Below are 16,396 nucleotides of genomic sequence, written 5' to 3'. Positions count from 1 at the left end.
GGCCTAAGCTGGCATCAAGAGTAGCTGTAGGACAATTCGGGTGCAACTAGGTGCAACCTGAATTTTTTGTGTAGAAGGTGCAACTCGTCCGATAGCCATTCCCATACCCTGAAAAGGGGCGTTTTGGGTGTGTTTTATTCTGAAAAACCGGTTTTTTACTCCCGAAAGGAGCAAAAAATGGGCTTTGTCGGAAAATGCACTGGCAGGTGCAACTTGCAAAAGAAAAATGGTTGCACCTTCTTTGCGTTGTTGCATAGCATTCGCCGCCTGGGTGCAACCGCCATCGCTGTGGTTGCGCATGATAAAAACAAACGCCAGGGCACACGCATGGGCAATCCACTAACGATCACCTTCGTGATCTACATCGCAGCAATGGTGCTGATCGGCTTCGCCGCCTATCGCGCTACCAAAAACCTTTCCGATTACATTCTGGGCGGTCGCAGCTTGGGTAGCGTGGTCACCGCGCTGTCTGCCGGTGCCTCCGACATGAGTGGCTGGCTGCTGATGGGCCTGCCTGGTGCCATCTACTTTGCGGGCCTGTCTGAGGTCTGGATCGCCATCGGTCTGACGGTTGGTGCCTACCTGAACTGGCTGTTCGTGGCCGGACGGCTGCGCGTGCAGACCGAGCACAACGGTGACGCGCTGACCCTGCCGGACTATTTCTCCAGCCGTTTCGAAGACAAGAGCGGCCTGCTGCGCATCATTTCCGCCATCGTCATCCTGGTGTTCTTCACCATCTACTGTGCCTCCGGCATCGTGGCCGGTGCCCGTCTGTTCGAGAGCACCTTCGGCATGTCGTACGAAACCGCGCTGTGGGCTGGTGCAGCGGCGACCATCGCCTACACATTCATCGGTGGTTTCCTGGCTGTGAGCTGGACCGATACCGTGCAGGCCACACTGATGATCTTCGCGCTCATCCTCACCCCGGTGTTCGTGCTGATCGCCACCGGTGGCTTCGATCAGACCTTCGCCGCTATCGAGGCGGTGAACCCGGCGAACTTCGACATGCTCAAGGGTGCCACCTTCATCGGCATCATCTCGCTGATGGGCTGGGGTCTGGGTTACTTCGGCCAGCCGCATATCCTGGCGCGCTTCATGGCCGCTGATTCGGTGAAGTCGATCGCCAAGGCGCGCCGCATTTCCATGACCTGGATGATCCTGTGCCTGGCGGGTACCTGTGCCGTTGGCTTCTTCGGCATTGCCTACTTCTCGGCCCATCCTGAGCTGGCAGGCCCGGTTAGCGAGAACCACGAACGTGTGTTCATCGAGCTGGCCAAGATCCTGTTCAACCCATGGATTGCGGGTGTCCTGCTGTCGGCCATCCTGGCCGCAGTCATGAGTACCCTGAGCTGCCAACTGCTGGTGTGCTCCAGTGCCCTGACCGAAGACTTCTACAAAGCCTTCCTGCGCAAGAATGCTTCGCAGGTCGAACTGGTGTGGGTCGGCCGTCTGATGGTGCTGGCCGTGGCCCTGATCGCCATCGCCATGGCATCCAACCCGGAAAACCGCGTGCTGGGCCTGGTGGCCTATGCCTGGGCTGGCTTCGGTGCCGCCTTCGGCCCGGTGGTGCTGATTTCGGTGCTGTGGAAAGGCATGACCCGTAACGGTGCGCTGGCCGGTATCGTGGTGGGTGCGCTGACGGTGATCCTGTGGAAGAACTTCGACACCCTCGGGTTGTACGAAATCATCCCGGGCTTCCTGTTCGCCAGCATCGCCATTGTTCTGGTGAGCAAGCTGGGCAGCCCTTCGCAGGCGATGGTCAAGCGCTTCGAAGCTGCTGATGCGGCGTATCACGCCGACAAGTAACACCCGTTGAATTGACGGCGCCTGCTTTGCGGGTGCCGCCAATCAGCAGCCAGGCCTGACTCCGCCTGCAAGGCAAGGTAAACTTGCCGCCTTCGCAGGAGTTGCCATGAACTATCGTCACGCCTTCCACGCCGGCAACCACGCCGACGTCCTCAAACACATCGTGCTGACCCGCCTCATTGCCCTGATGTCGCGCAAGGAGCAGCCGTTCGCCTATATCGATACCCACGCAGGGCTCGGCCTGTACGATCTGCAGGGCGATCAGGCAAGCCGTACCGGCGAGTACCTGGAAGGCGTAGCCCGCCTGTGGAATCGCGATGATCTGCCGGCCATGGCCGACGACTACCTGCGCATCATCAAGCGCCTGAATGCCGATGGCGAGCTGCGCTACTACCCAGGGTCGCCCGAACTGGCCCGTCGCCTGATGCGCCAGCAGGACCGCGCCCTGCTCAACGAGAAGCACCCCGAAGACGGGCCGCTCCTCAAGGAAAACATGAAAAAAGACCCGCGCGTGACCGTGCACCTGGGTGAAGGCTGGCATGTGCCGCGGGCCTTGCTGCCGGTGCAGGAAAAGCGCGCGATCATGCTGATCGACCCGCCGTTCGAGCAGGCCGATGAGCTCAAGCGCTGCACCACGGCCATGAAAGAGGCGATCGGCCGCATGCGCCAGACCGTTGCGGCCATCTGGTACCCGATCAAGGACCAGCGCTCGCTGACCCGCTACTACCAGGACCTGACAAGCACCGGCGCGCCAAAGCTGCTGCGGGTCGAGCTGTATGTGCATCACCAGGACAGCCCGCAGGGCCTGAATGGTTCGGGCCTGGCCATCGCCAACCCACCATGGGGGCTGGAGGATGAACTTAAGGAGCTGCTGCCATGGCTGGCCAAAGAGCTGGCACAGACCGCCGGTAGTTACCGCATGGACTGGCTGATCGCCGAATAAACCTGTAGGCGCGGGTTTACCCGCGAACACCGGCAACGCCGGTGCCATCCACCGCATTGCCTGCTTCGCGGGTGAGCCCGCTCCTACAAGGGGGCGGTGTGCCTCCAATGTTTGCGTTATAATCCCGCCCTTTAGCCGCCATCCGCCCAAGAGGCCGCTGGCGCATTTTTACCGAATGAAGAGGCTAATCCCTTGGCATTGACGATTCTTGGCCTGTCCGGCGCCCTTAGCCATGACCCTTCCGCGGCCCTGTACATTGACGGCAAGCTGATTGCCGCCGCCGAAGAAGAGCGCTTCGTGCGTGACAAGCATGCGAAGAACCGCATGCCCTACGAGTCGGCGAAGTTCTGCCTGGAACAGGCAGGCATCAAGCCGTCCGACGTCGACGTGGTAGCCATCCCGTTCGCCCCGATCAGCCTGTTCGGCAAGGCGCGGTGGCACTATGCCAAGCGCTATTGGTACGCCCCGGATCGTGCACTCGATGCCATCCTGATGGGCAACCGTCGCTACAAGCGCTATCGCAAGAAGATCGTCTGGTGCCTGGAGCAACTGGGCTTCGACCCGAAAAAGGTCAAGATCGAGCCGGTCGAGCACCACCTGGCCCACGCTTCCAGTGCTTATCATTGCTCGGGTTTCAAGGAAAAAACCGCAATCCTTGGCATTGACGGCAAGGGCGAGTACGCCACCACCTTCTTTGGTTACGGCGAAAACGGCAAGATCCACAAGATCAAGGAATTCTTCGACCCGGACTCGCTGGGTGGCCTTTACGGTGCCATTACCGAGTTCCTGGGCTTCGAAATGCTCGATGGCGAGTTCAAGGTCATGGGCATGGCGCCGTATGGCGACGCCAGCAAGTATGATTTCTCGCGTCTGGCCAGCTTCGAAAACGGCGAGTTGGTCATCAACACCGAGTACGCCAACGTTATCGGCCTGCGCCGCTATAAAGAGAAGGGCAAGGGCTTCTACTTCTCGCCAAAGCTGATCGAATGGCTGGGCCCCAAGCGCGAAGGCGACATCGCCGACGAGCCGTACATCCATTACGCCGCCAGCATGCAGGCGCTGTTCGAGAAACTGGCGCTGCAAATGATCGACCATTACCTGGGCGACACCCTGCGTGAAACCGGCAAGCTGGCCTTCGCCGGCGGCTGTGCGCTGAACGTCAAGCTCAACCAGAAGATCATCGCCCGTCCGGACGTGAAAGAGCTGTTCGTCCAGCCGGCCTCCGGCGACGCCGGGACTGCTGTTGGCGCCGCTGCCTATGTTTCCCACGCCCGTGGCGTTCCGGTCGAGAAGATGGAGCACGTCTACCTCGGCCCGTCGTACTCCAACGAAGACGTGATCGCCGCCTGCGCCCGTCACCCGAACCAGCCGAAGTGGCGCAAACTCGAGAACATGCCGCAGCAGATCGCCCAGATCATGGTCGATGGCAACCCGGTAGCCTGGTTCCAGGGCCGCATGGAGTTCGGGCCGCGTGCCTTGGGTGGCCGATCGATCATCGGTTGCCCAAGCGTGGAAGGCGTGGCTGACCGCATCAACCACCAGATCAAGTTCCGTGAACGCTGGAGACCTTTCTGCCCGTCGATGCTCGACACTGTCGCCCCGCAGATGATCAAGGTCGACCATCCCGCGCCGTTCATGACCTTCACCTTCGAAGTCGCTGAAGAGTGGAAAACCCGCGTGCCGGAAGTGGTGCACGAGGACGGCACTTCGCGTGCCCAGGTGCTCAAGCGCGAGTACAACCCGCGCTACTACGACATGATGAAGGCACTGGAAGACCTGACTGGCAACGGCGTGTCGCTGAACACCTCGCTGAACCGTCGTGGTGAACCGATGATCTGCTCGCCGACCGATGCCCTGAACATGTTCTTCGGCTCGGACCTGCAGTACCTGATCATGGAAGACATCCTGGTTGTGAAGGACGGCGCGGCCCCGTATGACCAGCCGCTCTGAACCGCGCATCCTGCAGTTCTGCCATGGCTATGACGGGCCGTTCCTGGACTGCGCCCGTCAGTACGCCAGCCTGTTTCAGGGGCGTGGGTACCAGGTGACCACGGTGTTCCTCACCGGCGCCGCCGATGCGCAGGTGGCGGCTGGCTGTGCGTCGGACGAGGTGCTGTTCCTTGAGTTCAGTTCCAAGGCCGTGCGTGGCCTGAAACTCGGCGCCATCCGCGCATTGCGGCGCATTGCGGCCGAGCGCAATTTCGCTTTCTGCATCGCCCATCGCTTCAAGCCGATCTACGTTGCCCTGCTGGGGACCGGCCTGCCGGTGATTGGTGTGCACCATGCCTTTGGCGACTACCAGCGCAAAGGCCGCCGCTTGTTCGCGAACCTGTTCAGCAAGCGTCTGAGCCTGTTGGGTGTTTCGGACGCGGTACGTGACGATATGCGCCGTTGCTTGCCGCAGTGGCCGGCCGAACGCATCCAGACCCTGTACAACCGCATCGACATCGACGCCTTGCAAGCAGCCCTGGTGCCGCGCGCTGACGCACGCCAGGCCTTGGGCCTGGATCCTCAGGCGTGGATCGTCGGCAATGTCGGGCGCCTGCACCCGGACAAGGACCAGGCCACCCTGTTGCGCGGTTTTGCCCAGGCACTGCCGGGGCTACCTGCTGGCGCCCGCCTGGCGATCCTCGGCAAGGGGCGTCTGGAGGCCAGGCTCAAGGCGTTGGCTGCCGAGCTTGGCATTGCCGGGCAAGTCGACTTTCTTGGCCAGGTACCGGATGCGCGCCGTTACTTCCAGGCGTTCGACGTGTTTGCTTTGAGTTCCGATCACGAGCCGTTCGGCATGGTCCTGCTCGAAGCGATGGTTGCCGGTGTGCCGGTGTTGGCCACGGCCTGTGGCGGTGCTCGCGAAGTGGTCGAGGGCGTTGGCGTGCTGTTCCCGTTGGGCGACGCCGCGCAGCTGGCCCAGGGCCTGCAGCACATGGCCGTACTGGACGCTGGGCAGCGCCAGGCCTGTGCCAGGCACATGCTGCAGCGCCTCGGTGAGCGTTTCTCTGACCAGGCGGTGCGCGAGGCCTTCTGGCAACTCCCACAGGTGCGCGCGTTGGTGGGGCAGGCCTGATGCTCAATCGTATCCAGGCCTTCCGCGAACGCGGTTGGCAAGCTATCGATGCCAAGGCTTATGCCCAGGCGTGGACGCGTTTTGGCGGCAGTGTCGCCACCCATCCGCTGGTGGTCGAGCAACTGGCGGACCTGGCACAGATCCCGGTGCGTTACCTGGGCTGGTACCAGGCTGGCGAGCTGCAAGCCGCCATCCCGGCCTGGGGGCGTCACCTGGCGCTGTCCAAGGACGTGCTGAAGCGTGCTGGCAAGAAGGCCCTGTTCGACCTCGGTAATGCCGAGATCATTCTGCCGGCGGCGTCTGATGCCGCTGCGCCGTTGCGCCATACAATGCGTTACCTGTCCGAACTGAACCAGGGCCGCTTCAGCGGCCTCAAGGCGCAGAAGGAGCAGTTGGCCATGGCCCGGGCGCCTGAAGACCTGTCGAAGAAGTTCCGCTACAACCAGCGCCGTGAACTGCGCCTGCTGGAAGAGGCGGGTGGCGTGGTACGCCCGATCAGCGACTTCAGTGCCCAGGAAATCGCCAGCATGTACTGCGACCTGTTCCTGCGCCGCTGGGGGTTCCCGGCTACCGGTGCTGAACGTATGGCCGATGTGCTGGAGCGCCTGCGTGAGCTGCTGATCGGCTCGGTGTTGCTGCTGGACGGTAAGCCGATTGCCATCCAGCTGGTGTACCGCGTCGAAGCGCCGGAGTGGATCAGCGTCGAGTACATCAATGGCGGCGTCGACCCTGAAACCAAGGCCTTCAGCCCAGGTAGCGTGCTGAGCTTCCTCAATACCCAGGCCGCCTGGGAAGACGCCCGGTCACGCAACAAGCCGCTGCGGTTCTCGTTCGGCCGTGCTGACCGTGAGTACAAGGACCGCTGGTGCAACCCTGTGCCGGTGTATCAAGCGTGAGCCGCAAGCAGCAGTTGCTCAAGCGCCACCGGCGCAACAAACGCCTGGGGCTGCTGGCGGGCCTGGTTGCGCTGGTCGCCCTCGGTGTTTTCAGCTGGTGGTGGATGCCACTGCTGTTGTTGCCGCTGCTCTGGTCTGCCCATGAGGCCTGGTTTGCCGACCACCTGTTCTATGCACCGGGTGAGGACTATGCCTACGACTTCGGCGATCAGGTGCAGCAGGTTCCTGCCAGCCTGCACGATGGCTGGCTCAAGGCTGATTGCACGTTGCAGGGTGACGAAACCCTGGTGCTTGAGCTGCGGCTAAAGAGCAGCTGGTTGGGGCGCTTTCTCGACCCTCGGGTCGAGCTGCTGGCTGGCGAACAGGCCGATCGGCAAGCGTTCGAGCGTGGCGTCGATGGCGTGCGCTTCCTTAACCTGACGGGTCTTGCTGCGCCACTGCAGGCCGGTACGTTGCGACTGCGCGGCCGGCATTGCCGGCTGCAGGGTCAGTTGCGCCTGTGGATAACCCCCTCGGTCGAGCTGCAGCGGCGCCGGGTGATGGTGATCGCGCCACATGCCGATGACGCCGAGTTGGCCGCGTATGGGTTGTACAGCCAGGCCGACGAAAGCTGGGTGGTGACCCTGACCGCCGGTGAGATAGAGGCCGAGCACTATCAGCAGATGGGCCTGGCAAAGGCCGAGGCCGCGCGCCTGAAGGGGCGCCTGCGTGCCTGGGACAGCATCGTCGTGCCGCGTTGGGCCGGCGTGCCGGAGTCGCGTTGCATACAGCTGGGCTACTTTTGCCTGCAGCTGCCTGCCATGCAGGCAGCACCCGACCAGCCGGCCGCCTCACGTGAAGCCGACCTGGCCGATATCCGCGTGTTCCGCCAGTTCAACCCGTTCCCGTTACCGGGCGACCGTGATGGCGCACCCACCTGGCACAACCTGCTGGCCGACCTGCGAGCCTTGCTGGAGCTGGCCAAACCAGAGGTGCTGGTGATGCCGCACCCGCAGCTAGACCCCCATCCGGACCATATCTGCGCTCAGGCGGCGGTATTGGAAGCCTTGCAAGGCATGACCTGGCAGCCACAAACCTTGCTGTGCTACGCCAACCACCTGCACGATAACGACCGCTGGCCGATGGGCGACAGTGGCGATGGCGTGGCTTTACCGCCGCAATTGAGCGCTGCCCAGGCCTGGGCACCCTGCAGCCTGGTGCTGGACTGCGCGACCCAGCGCGACAAGGCGATGGCCTTGGGCATGATGCATGACCTGCAGCCGCCGGCACCGTTCAAGCGCCGCCTGCGCCGCCTGCTGCAACGCTGGCTTGCCGGGCGACAGCCATCGCCTTTTGGGGAGAACGAATTCTTCCGCAAGGCCGTGCGCCGACACGAACTGTTCTGGCGGCGTGAGCTGTAAGCACGCCCCATGGTTGACCGCGAAGGCGCAGAGCGCCCAAGGAAAGCAATGAAAGTCCTATTTCTGGTGCAGAAGGAACAGCGGGCGATTCTTGACCGCCTGTACGATGGCGTCGCGGCCAACTGCGAGTGCGACCTGCGCTGGCTGACCAGCCAGGATCAGCGCAACCTGCGCCGTTACTTCAAGCGTGAGGTGCAAGTCGAGCGCTATGACCGCATCGTGTTCTTCCTGCGTTTCAAGCAGGAGATCCGCCAGGTGGCCTTCATCCGCACTGTGCCGAACCTGGTGATTCTCGAGCACGACGCCTACCAGAACTACATCCCGTGCAAGTACACCGGCAAGTTCAGCGCTCATTACCGCCAGTTGCCATGGGCGCGGGTGATCAGCTCCGGCTACATGGTCAGCGAGCGCTTGCGCCAGGAAGGTTTCGACGCGGTGTTCGTGCCCAAGGGCTATGACGAGCAGTTGCTGGCTGACCAAGGGCGTGAGCGTGATATCGAACTGGCCTTTGTCGGCAGCGTCAACAGTGTGGCCTACAGCGGCCGCAAGGCACTGCTGGACGAGTTGGGGCAGGTCGAGAACCTGTTGGTAACCCGTACCAAGTCGGGCGAGGACTACTGCAACACGCTCAACCGTATTCGTTTCTTCGTCAGTGCCGATGTCGGCATGGGCGAATATATGATCAAGAACTTCGAAGCCATGGCCTGTGGCTGTGTGTTGCTGGCATACGATCAGGGCGAGGAAGAGAACCGTGCGCTAGGCCTGCAAGACATGCACAACGTGGTGTTCTATGACAACATCCCGACCCTTCAGGAAAAGCTCCGTCGTTTGCGCGCGAACCCCGAGCTAGCCCGGCAGATTGCAGAAAATGGCCGCCATCTGGCGGTTTCCCGTTTTAGTTTCGGCGCAGTTGGACGTAGCATCGTCGACCACATGCGCCCGGCGCTCAGGCCCCACCCGCCATTGTCTGCATGGCAGCGGCTGCGTCTGAAGCTGGGCATCTAAACAAGAGCTTTCACGCCCAGGAGCGGGTTGTTGAAGGCCGATAGTCGTAATGCGGAGGGAATCCGGTGCGCTTTTCAAATGAGAGTGACGTCACGCTCGTCGTGACCAGTTGTGGGCGGTTCGATCTGCTCAAAGACACCCTTGAGAGTTTCGATCGCTACAACACCGCGCCCATTCGCGAGGTATTCATCACCGAAGACTCTGGCGACGATGCTGTGCATGCCGCTGTGCCGGCGCACTGGAAGCCGCACTGCAAGGTGTTCGTCAACCGGCCCAAACTTGGCCAGTTGCCGTCTATCGACCTGGCCTACAGCCAGGTCAAGACGCCGTACATTTTTCACTGCGAAGACGACTGGCAATTCTATCGCCAAGGCTTTGTCGAAGACTCGCAGGCCATCCTTGATGTCAGTCCCAACATCTTGCAGGTCTGGTTGCGCAGCCATGCCCACGACCTGGCCATCCACAGCCCATACATCCACTTGGGCGATCGCCAGGTGATCGCTGGGGTGCCGTGCTATCCGCTGCTGTCCGACAAGGCCGAGTGGCAGGCGTTCTCGCTCAACCCTGGGCTGCGCCGATTGAGCGATTACCAGCGCTGTGCGCCATTTGCCGCCTATGCTGGAGAAAAGGCGCTTTCCCGCCGCTACGCTGAGTTAAATCTGACAGCGGTCACCTTGGAGGGTGACGCAGTATTGCACACTGGATTCGGCAATCACGTGACCTTGCCCATTGAAGTGGAGCGTAAGGCCAAGCGTCGTCAGCGTGATCGGTTGAAGCTGGCATTGACGCTGGTTGCGGGGGCCTTGATCGGCATGGGAATCACCATTTTTGTTCAATGAAGTCGCTGTCCCACCTGACTTGAGCGGGAGAGGGCCCATGAACATCGTCAATATGATGTGGGCGGGTGGAACGCCGTACATGTCCATCCACAAGGTGCACCGGCAGGTCTTGTCGAACGCGGGTGCCGATGCCCGGATCAGTAACTGGCTGCTGCTGGGGAGCGGGCTCTGCTGTGGGCTCGGTTCGACCCGGGAATGGCATATGCCCTCACGTGCGCTCAAAGGGCGGCACTTGTGGCGCTTGCTGCGCCCGTGGCTGCGTATGCGCTTGCGCAAGGCATTGGCCGAGGCCGGGGCAGAAGTGGTGCTGCTCGATGGTATTGGCGTCGCCCGGTTGGTGCTGCCGTTGTTGCAGCGCATCGGGCACGTACGTGCCAAGGTCCTGTTCCATGGCAAGACGCGTCTGCATGCCAGCGATATCCGCTTGTTGCAGAGTTTTCCGTCCGAGCGTCTGAGTATCGCGGCGGTATCACAGACGTTGGCCGAGTCGCTGGAGCGTGACCTGGGCAGGCCGGTGCAGACGCTGCGCATGGCGCTCGACCCGCTTGCATTCGTCGAGCCTTTGCTGAACCGGGATCAGGCCAGGCAGGCGCTGAAGTTGCCTCAGGACGCCGAGGTGATGCTGGGTGCGGTAGGGCGATTGGTAGAGAGCAAAGGCTTCGAAATGCTGATCGAGGCATTCGCCAGGGCCAGTGCACGGCAACCGGGCTTGCAGCTGGCGATCATTGGCGAGGGGCCGCAGCATGCCGTGCTGCAGCAGCGTATCGACGCGTTGGGCCTGGCCGAGCGCGTTCATCTGCGCGGTCACCGCGAAGACCTGCAGCAGCTGTATCGGGCATTCGACTGGCTATTGGTACCTTCGCGTTCCGAAGGCCTGGGGTTGGTGGTGCAAGAGGCGGTGATGGCCGATGTACCGGTGGTGTGCAGCGACCTGGAAGTGTTTCGCGAGCAATTGCGCGACACGGGTGGCTACCTGCCGGTTGCCGACGAAAGCGCCTGGGCTGAGGCGATTGAGCGCTGTACGGCGCTCAGTGCATCGACGATCGCCGCGAAGCAGCGCCAGGCACTGGCACCGGAGCAGGCCTGGCAGGCGTTCTGCAGCGGCTCGCAGAGCCTGTTGCGCAGCTGACCTTCAGCGTGTCAGCAAGGCTGCCTCGAAGGCGGCAAGGGGGAACCGGTCGCCCAGGTTCTCCCGCTCGATATAGCGCACCATGTGCTGCACATTGCGTCGAATCATGCGGGCCGACAGTGGCGGGCGCAGAAAGCGCATGTCGGCCACGTCGATCAAGCCCAGACGCTGGTCGGGGGTGACCACCACGTTGCCCAGGTGCAGCGAGCGGAAATAAATGCCGCTGCGGTGCAGCTGACGGATCAGCTCGATCAGGCGTGGCAGGTAAGTGTCCCAGCTGAAGCCGTCATCGCGCGACATCTGCAGCAGCGTTCGCCCGGGTAGCGGGCGGTACAGCACCGCAGTGCGGCCCGGCAGGTCGAGCTTGTGCTGGCTGATCACTTCGAGGGTTGGGATGCCCAGTTGCGCCAGGCGCGCGGCGTTATCGACGAAGCGCTGCGAGTAAGGACGTAGCAGTGCAGATGAAATCAGACGCTTCCTACGAAAAACCTTGAGGAAATTTCCATCTGTGAGCAGGTAGACTTTGGCGCCATGGCTGTCTGCCTCAAGCACCTGTGCGCCGAGTGTCAGCTGATCGAAGTCGACCTGGGTGAGCCGGGAGCATTGCATGAATAGAGCCTTGTCGTCTGGCGAGCAAAATGACCGGCAATAATGCCGAAAATAATGCTGTAGCACCATGGATGGTGTTTCTGATTCATCGGGGGAAAGGATGTTGTATCAAAAAAACTGGGCACAAGCGTGGTTAGGTTTGGGCCTGGTCTGGTTCCTGGCGGCGATTGCCCTGGCACCCAGCAACAAGGTTTATCAGCAAGGTCTGGTGTTGTTCTTGTGGCTGCCAACGCTGGTATTGGCCTGGTCGGCCCGAGGTGTGCTGGTGCAAGCCTGGAGGCGGCAACCGGCGTTGTGGGGGAGTGTGCTGCTGCTGTTGGCCTGGAGCGGCCTGAGCCTGGCATGGTCGCCCGCCGAGGAGCCCATGCGCGAGCTCAAGCGCTTGCTCTACATTCTGGTGTTCCTGCTGGCGTTTCCGCTGTTGGCCCAGCTTGGCCAAGCCCGCATTCGTCAGTTATTGCTGCTTGGCAGCGCGCTGCTGGCCATCGCTGCGTTGGTCTCCATCATCAAGTTCTATGGGGTGCAGCGTGCGCCTTTGTTGTTCAGGCTGGCGGGTATCGGCGAGATATCCCACCCCATCCTGGGGGCTTATGTCATTGGTTCGGCCTTGCTCTTGATGCTCTACGAGCCACCTCGGCGACGTGGCTTGCAGTTGTTGTGGCTGGCGGTACTGGCTTGCCTGGGGGCCTTCGCCATGCTCAGCCAGAGCCGTGGTGCGGTTCTGGCACTGGTGATTACCGTGGTGATGGCGCCGTTGTGGTTCCGTGACCGCCACAGCCGGGTGTTCTCTGTTCTGGCACTGCTTGCCACCGGCCTGGCCTTTTTGGCCGTGTACGACGTTATCGCCCAACGGGGCTCGTCCTACCGGCCGGAAATTTTCCATGCCGTTCTCCAGATGATTGCCGCGCACCCTTGGACTGGTCTTGGCCTGGGGGCTGATTACGAAGTGAGCGCCGTCGGCATGCACTTCGATCACACCCACAACATGTTCACCCATGTTGCCGTTGAAATGGGCTTGCCCGGCATGTTGCTGTGGGTAATGGTATGGCTGCTTACGCTGGGCGAAATCGTGCGCGCCCGTGGCACCCTGTTCGGCAAGGTGCTGCTGGGCTTCTGGGTCTATTCGACCCTGGCCATGCAGTTCGATGCCGCCAGCCTCACCGGTACGCCACGTGCCGAATGGTTCATCAGCTGGCTGCCGGTGGGCCTTGCCATGTTGCTGCCATGGGGGCGTGCCGAAAATGACGCCTGTGGTAAAATTGCCGGTTCAACCTGAACAGCGAGCTCGATAATGGCCGAAACACCGCGACCAGCGGAGCACACCTCCAGCCTGAAGATCTACTTCCGGCTGTTGAGCTATGTGAAACCCTATGTCGGCATTTTCCTGCTGAGCATTGTCGGTTTCGTGATCTTTGCCTCGACCCAGCCAATGCTGGCCGGCATTCTCAAGTACTTCGTCGATGGGCTGAGCAACCCCGAAGCGGTATTGTTCCCCAACGTCCCCTACCTGCGTGACCTGCAATTGCTGCAGGCGGTGCCGCTGCTGATCATCCTGATCGCTGCGTGGCAGGGCCTGGGCTCGTTCCTCGGCAACTACTTCCTGGCCAAGGTCTCTCTGAGCCTGGTGCATGACCTGCGGGTGGCGTTGTTCAACAAGCTGCTGGTGTTGCCCAACCGCTACTTCGACAACCACAACTCCGGGCACCTGATTTCGCGCATTACCTTCAATGTGACCATGGTCACCGGCGCCGCTACCGACGCCATCAAGGTGGTGATCCGCGAAGGCCTGACCGTGGTGTTCCTGTTTGCCTACCTGCTTTGGATGAACTGGCACTTGACCCTGGTGATGGTCGCCATCTTGCCGGTGATCGCGGTTATGGTCAGCATCGCCAGCAAGAAATTCCGCAAGCAGAGCAAGAAGATCCAGGTAGCCATGGGCGACGTCACCCACGTTGCCTCGGAAACCATCCAGGGTTACCGCGTGGTCCGTAGCTTCGGTGGCGAGGCCTACGAACAGCAGCGATTCGGCCAGGCCAGCCAGAGCAACACCGACAAGCAACTGCGCATGACCAAGACCGGCTCGCTGTACACGCCGATGCTTCAGCTGGTGATCTACAGCGCCATGGCTGCGCTGATGTTCCTGGTGTTGTTCCTGCGCGGGGACTCTACTGCTGGTGACCTGGTGGCGTATATCACCGCTGCCGGCCTGCTGCCCAAGCCGATTCGCCAGTTGTCGGAAGTCAGCTCGACCATCCAGAAGGGCCTGGCAGGTGCCGAGAGCATCTTCGAGCAACTGGACGAAGCGCCTGAAGTGGACACTGGTACGGTCGAGAAGGAACGCGTGGAAGGGCGCCTGGAAGTGCGTAACCTGAGCTTTACCTACCCGGGTACCGAGCGTGAAGTGCTGAGCGATATCAGTTTTGTCGCCGAGCCCGGGCAGATGATCGCCCTGGTCGGCCGCTCCGGCAGTGGCAAGTCCACCCTGGCGGCGCTGATCCCGCGCTTCTATCACCACGACAAGGGGCAGATCCTGCTCGATGGCGTGGAGATCGAGCACTATCGCCTGCGCAACCTGCGTCGCCATGTTTCGCAAGTCACCCAGCATGTGACCCTGTTCAACGACACGGTGGCCAACAACATCGCTTATGGCGATCTGGCCGGCGCGCCGCGCGCAGACATCGAAGCCGCCGCGGCCGATGCCTATGCCAAGGAATTCGTCGACCGGCTGCCAAAGGGCTTCGATACCGAAGTGGGTGAGAACGGTGTACTGCTTTCCGGTGGCCAGCGCCAGCGCCTGGCAATTGCCCGTGCGCTGCTTAAAAACGCGCCGTTGCTGATCCTCGACGAAGCGACTTCGGCGTTGGATACCGAGTCCGAGCGGCATATCCAGGCCGCCCTGGATCACGTGATGCAAGGCCGTACCACGCTGGTGATTGCTCATCGCCTGTCGACCATCGAGAAGGCCGACCAGATCCTGGTCATGGACCAGGGCCGCCTGGTCGAGCGCGGTACTCACGCCGAGCTGCTTGCGGCCAATGGCCATTATGCCCGCCTGCATGCCATGGGGCTGGATGAGCCGGCCAAGGCCGATATCACCTGAACCCTCCTTGATCGGGGCCGTCATGGCCCCGATTGTCACGGGAATTTTCCAGGGATGATCTGGCCACAAAGCCATTGACTACCCTGTGCTAATATCCTGCCCCTGTTCATTATTTCCATATGGGTTGCCCATGAAGTTGTCCATGCCGCGTTTCGATCAAGCCCCGGTACTGGTGGTCGGCGATGTCATGCTCGACCGCTACTGGCATGGCGGTACTTCGCGTATTTCGCCTGAAGCGCCAGTTCCGGTGGTCAAGGTCGATCAGATCGAGGATCGCCCCGGCGGCGCGGCCAACGTTGCCTTGAACATTGCTGCGCTGGGCGCGCCGGCTTCGCTGATCGGCGTCACCGGCCAGGATGAGGCTGCCGACAGCCTGGCCAACAGCCTGCAGGCTGCCGGTGTCCGTTCGGTGTTCCAGCGCATCGCGCACCAGCCGACTATCGTCAAGCTGCGGGTCATGAGCCGTCACCAGCAGTTGCTGCGTATCGATTTCGAAGAGCCGTTCGCCACCGACCCACTGTCGCTGGGCGCGGAGGTCGACAGCCTGCTCGAAGGCGTCAAGGTGCTGGTCCTGTCCGACTACGGCAAAGGCGCACTGAAAAATCACCAAAACCTGATCCAGGCGGCGCGGGCCAAGGGCATTCCGGTGCTGGCCGACCCCAAGGGCAAGGACTTTTCCATCTACCGTGGCGCCAGCCTGATTACCCCGAACCTCAGCGAGTTCGAGACCATCGTCGGCCGTTGCGTCGATGAGGCCGAACTGGTCGCCAAGGGCTTGCAGTTGCTGCAGGACCTGGACCTGGGCGCCCTGCTGGTCACCCGCGGTGAGCATGGCATGACCCTGCTGCGCGTTGGTCAGCCGCCGTTGCACCTGCCAGCGCGGGCACGCGAAGTGTTCGATGTGACCGGTGCCGGCGATACTGTCATTTCCACCCTTGCCGCGGCCATTGCTGCGGGTGAGGACCTGCCCCATGCGGTGGCCCTGGCCAACCTGGCGGCGGGCATTGTGGTCGGCAAGCTGGGTACGGCTGCCATCAGCGCCCCTGAGCTGCGTCGGGCCATCCAGCGTGAGGAAGGCTCCGAACGCGGCGTGCTGGGCCTTGAGCAACTGCTGCTGGCCATTGATGACGCGCGGGCGCACAACGAGAAGATCGTCTTTACCAATGGCTGCTTCGACATCCTGCATGCCGGGCATGTCACCTACCTGGAACAGGCGCGGGCCCAGGGTGATCGCCTGATCGTTGCGGTAAACGACGATGCCTCGGTAAGCCGCCTGAAGGGGCCGGGCCGGCCGATCAACAGCGTTGACCGGCGTATGGCCGTGCTGGCCGGTTTGGGCGCGGTGGACTGGGTGATCAGTTTCCCGGAAGGCACCCCGGAAAACCTGCTGAGCCAGGTCAAGCCGGATGTGTTGGTCAAGGGTGGAGACTATGGCATCGACCAGGTGGTTGGCGCTGATATCGTCAAGGGCTATGGCGGCACCGTGAAGGTGCTGGGGCTGGTCGAGAACAGCTCGACCACGGCGATTGTCGAGAAAATTCGCAAGAACTGATCTGACCTTGGGGCCGTTGTGGCGGCCCTCGGCTGGGGCGGGTTTACCCGCCC

The 16,396-nt window shown here is 61.9% G+C and carries 14 protein-coding genes; 12 read left to right on the top strand and 2 right to left on the bottom strand.

What is annotated here, in order from left to right:
• Positions 1 to 3: 3 nt before the first annotated feature.
• Complete coding sequence (locus PRJ_RS29885) at positions 4 to 300, bottom strand: hypothetical protein (RefSeq protein ID WP_129932022.1); 297 nt, start codon at positions 298 to 300, stop codon at positions 4 to 6.
• 27 nt (positions 301 to 327) lie between these two features.
• Between PRJ_RS29885 and putP the strand changes: the two genes are divergently transcribed.
• From putP to PRJ_RS25020, 9 genes are all read left to right on the top strand, one after another.
• On the top strand, positions 328 to 1,806 hold the full coding sequence (gene putP / locus PRJ_RS25060; RefSeq protein WP_104962923.1) for a sodium/proline symporter PutP: 1,479 nt from the start codon (positions 328 to 330) through the stop codon (positions 1,804 to 1,806).
• Between the two features lie 106 nt (positions 1,807 to 1,912).
• Positions 1,913 to 2,749, top strand: coding sequence for a 23S rRNA (adenine(2030)-N(6))-methyltransferase RlmJ (locus PRJ_RS25055; RefSeq protein ID WP_010955521.1), 837 nt, complete (start codon positions 1,913 to 1,915; stop codon positions 2,747 to 2,749).
• A 192-nt stretch (positions 2,750 to 2,941) separates the two neighbouring features.
• Complete coding sequence (locus tag PRJ_RS25050) at positions 2,942 to 4,699, top strand: carbamoyltransferase (protein WP_003249431.1); 1,758 nt, start codon at positions 2,942 to 2,944, stop codon at positions 4,697 to 4,699.
• Entirely contained in the window at positions 4,683 to 5,813 is a 1,131-nt protein-coding gene (locus PRJ_RS25045) for a glycosyltransferase (protein WP_104962665.1), read from the top strand. Before PRJ_RS25050 ends, PRJ_RS25045 begins: the two co-directional genes overlap by 17 nt.
• Positions 5,813 to 6,709 (top strand): antimicrobial resistance protein Mig-14, encoded by an 897-nt coding sequence (locus PRJ_RS25040; protein ID WP_104962664.1) that lies wholly within the window; start codon positions 5,813 to 5,815, stop codon positions 6,707 to 6,709. Before PRJ_RS25045 ends, PRJ_RS25040 begins: the two co-directional genes overlap by 1 nt.
• Positions 6,706 to 8,109, top strand: a complete 1,404-nt coding sequence (locus tag PRJ_RS25035) for a PIG-L deacetylase family protein (RefSeq protein ID WP_104962663.1) — start codon at positions 6,706 to 6,708, stop codon at positions 8,107 to 8,109. The genes PRJ_RS25040 and PRJ_RS25035 overlap by 4 nt, the downstream gene beginning before the upstream one ends.
• A 48-nt stretch (positions 8,110 to 8,157) precedes the next feature.
• Positions 8,158 to 9,114, top strand: coding sequence for a glycosyltransferase (locus PRJ_RS25030; protein WP_003249439.1), 957 nt, complete (start codon positions 8,158 to 8,160; stop codon positions 9,112 to 9,114).
• Positions 9,115 to 9,179: 65 nt separating this feature from the next.
• Positions 9,180 to 9,953 (top strand): glycosyltransferase family 2 protein, encoded by a 774-nt coding sequence (locus PRJ_RS25025; RefSeq protein ID WP_010955517.1) that lies wholly within the window; start codon positions 9,180 to 9,182, stop codon positions 9,951 to 9,953.
• A 37-nt stretch (positions 9,954 to 9,990) separates the two neighbouring features.
• Positions 9,991 to 11,082 carry a glycosyltransferase gene (locus PRJ_RS25020; protein ID WP_020191476.1) on the top strand — a complete coding sequence of 364 codons (1,092 nt, stop codon included), beginning with the start codon at positions 9,991 to 9,993 and terminating at the stop codon, positions 11,080 to 11,082.
• A gap of 3 nt (positions 11,083 to 11,085) precedes the next feature.
• Here PRJ_RS25020 and PRJ_RS25015 read toward each other — a convergent pair whose 3' ends face one another.
• Entirely contained in the window at positions 11,086 to 11,691 is a 606-nt protein-coding gene (locus PRJ_RS25015; RefSeq protein WP_020191475.1) for a hypothetical protein, read from the bottom strand.
• Positions 11,692 to 11,791: 100 nt separating this feature from the next.
• Here PRJ_RS25015 and PRJ_RS25010 point away from each other — a divergent pair, with 100 nt between their 5' ends.
• The 3 genes from PRJ_RS25010 to hldE all read left to right on the top strand — a co-directional run bounded on the left by PRJ_RS25010 (position 11,792) and on the right by hldE (position 16,343).
• Positions 11,792 to 12,967 carry an O-antigen ligase gene (locus PRJ_RS25010; RefSeq protein WP_104962662.1) on the top strand — a complete coding sequence of 392 codons (1,176 nt, stop codon included), beginning with the start codon at positions 11,792 to 11,794 and terminating at the stop codon, positions 12,965 to 12,967.
• Positions 12,968 to 12,982: 15 nt separating this feature from the next.
• The gene (msbA, locus tag PRJ_RS25005; RefSeq protein ID WP_064492585.1) at positions 12,983 to 14,791 is read left to right on the top strand and encodes a lipid A export permease/ATP-binding protein MsbA; all 1,809 of its coding nucleotides are present in this window, start codon (positions 12,983 to 12,985) and stop codon (positions 14,789 to 14,791) included.
• 130 nt (positions 14,792 to 14,921) lie between these two features.
• On the top strand, positions 14,922 to 16,343 hold the full coding sequence (hldE, locus tag PRJ_RS25000) for a bifunctional D-glycero-beta-D-manno-heptose-7-phosphate kinase/D-glycero-beta-D-manno-heptose 1-phosphate adenylyltransferase HldE (protein ID WP_104962661.1): 1,422 nt from the start codon (positions 14,922 to 14,924) through the stop codon (positions 16,341 to 16,343).
• The last annotated feature ends 53 nt before the right edge of the window (positions 16,344 to 16,396 follow it).

Origin of the sequence: Pseudomonas sp. XWY-1, assembly GCF_002953115.1 — a bacterium.
GTDB classification, from domain to species: domain Bacteria; phylum Pseudomonadota; class Gammaproteobacteria; order Pseudomonadales; family Pseudomonadaceae; genus Aquipseudomonas; species Aquipseudomonas alloputida.
The sequence above is the reverse complement of the archived record's forward strand: the minus strand, read 5'-3'. Positions and strand labels throughout refer to the sequence as shown.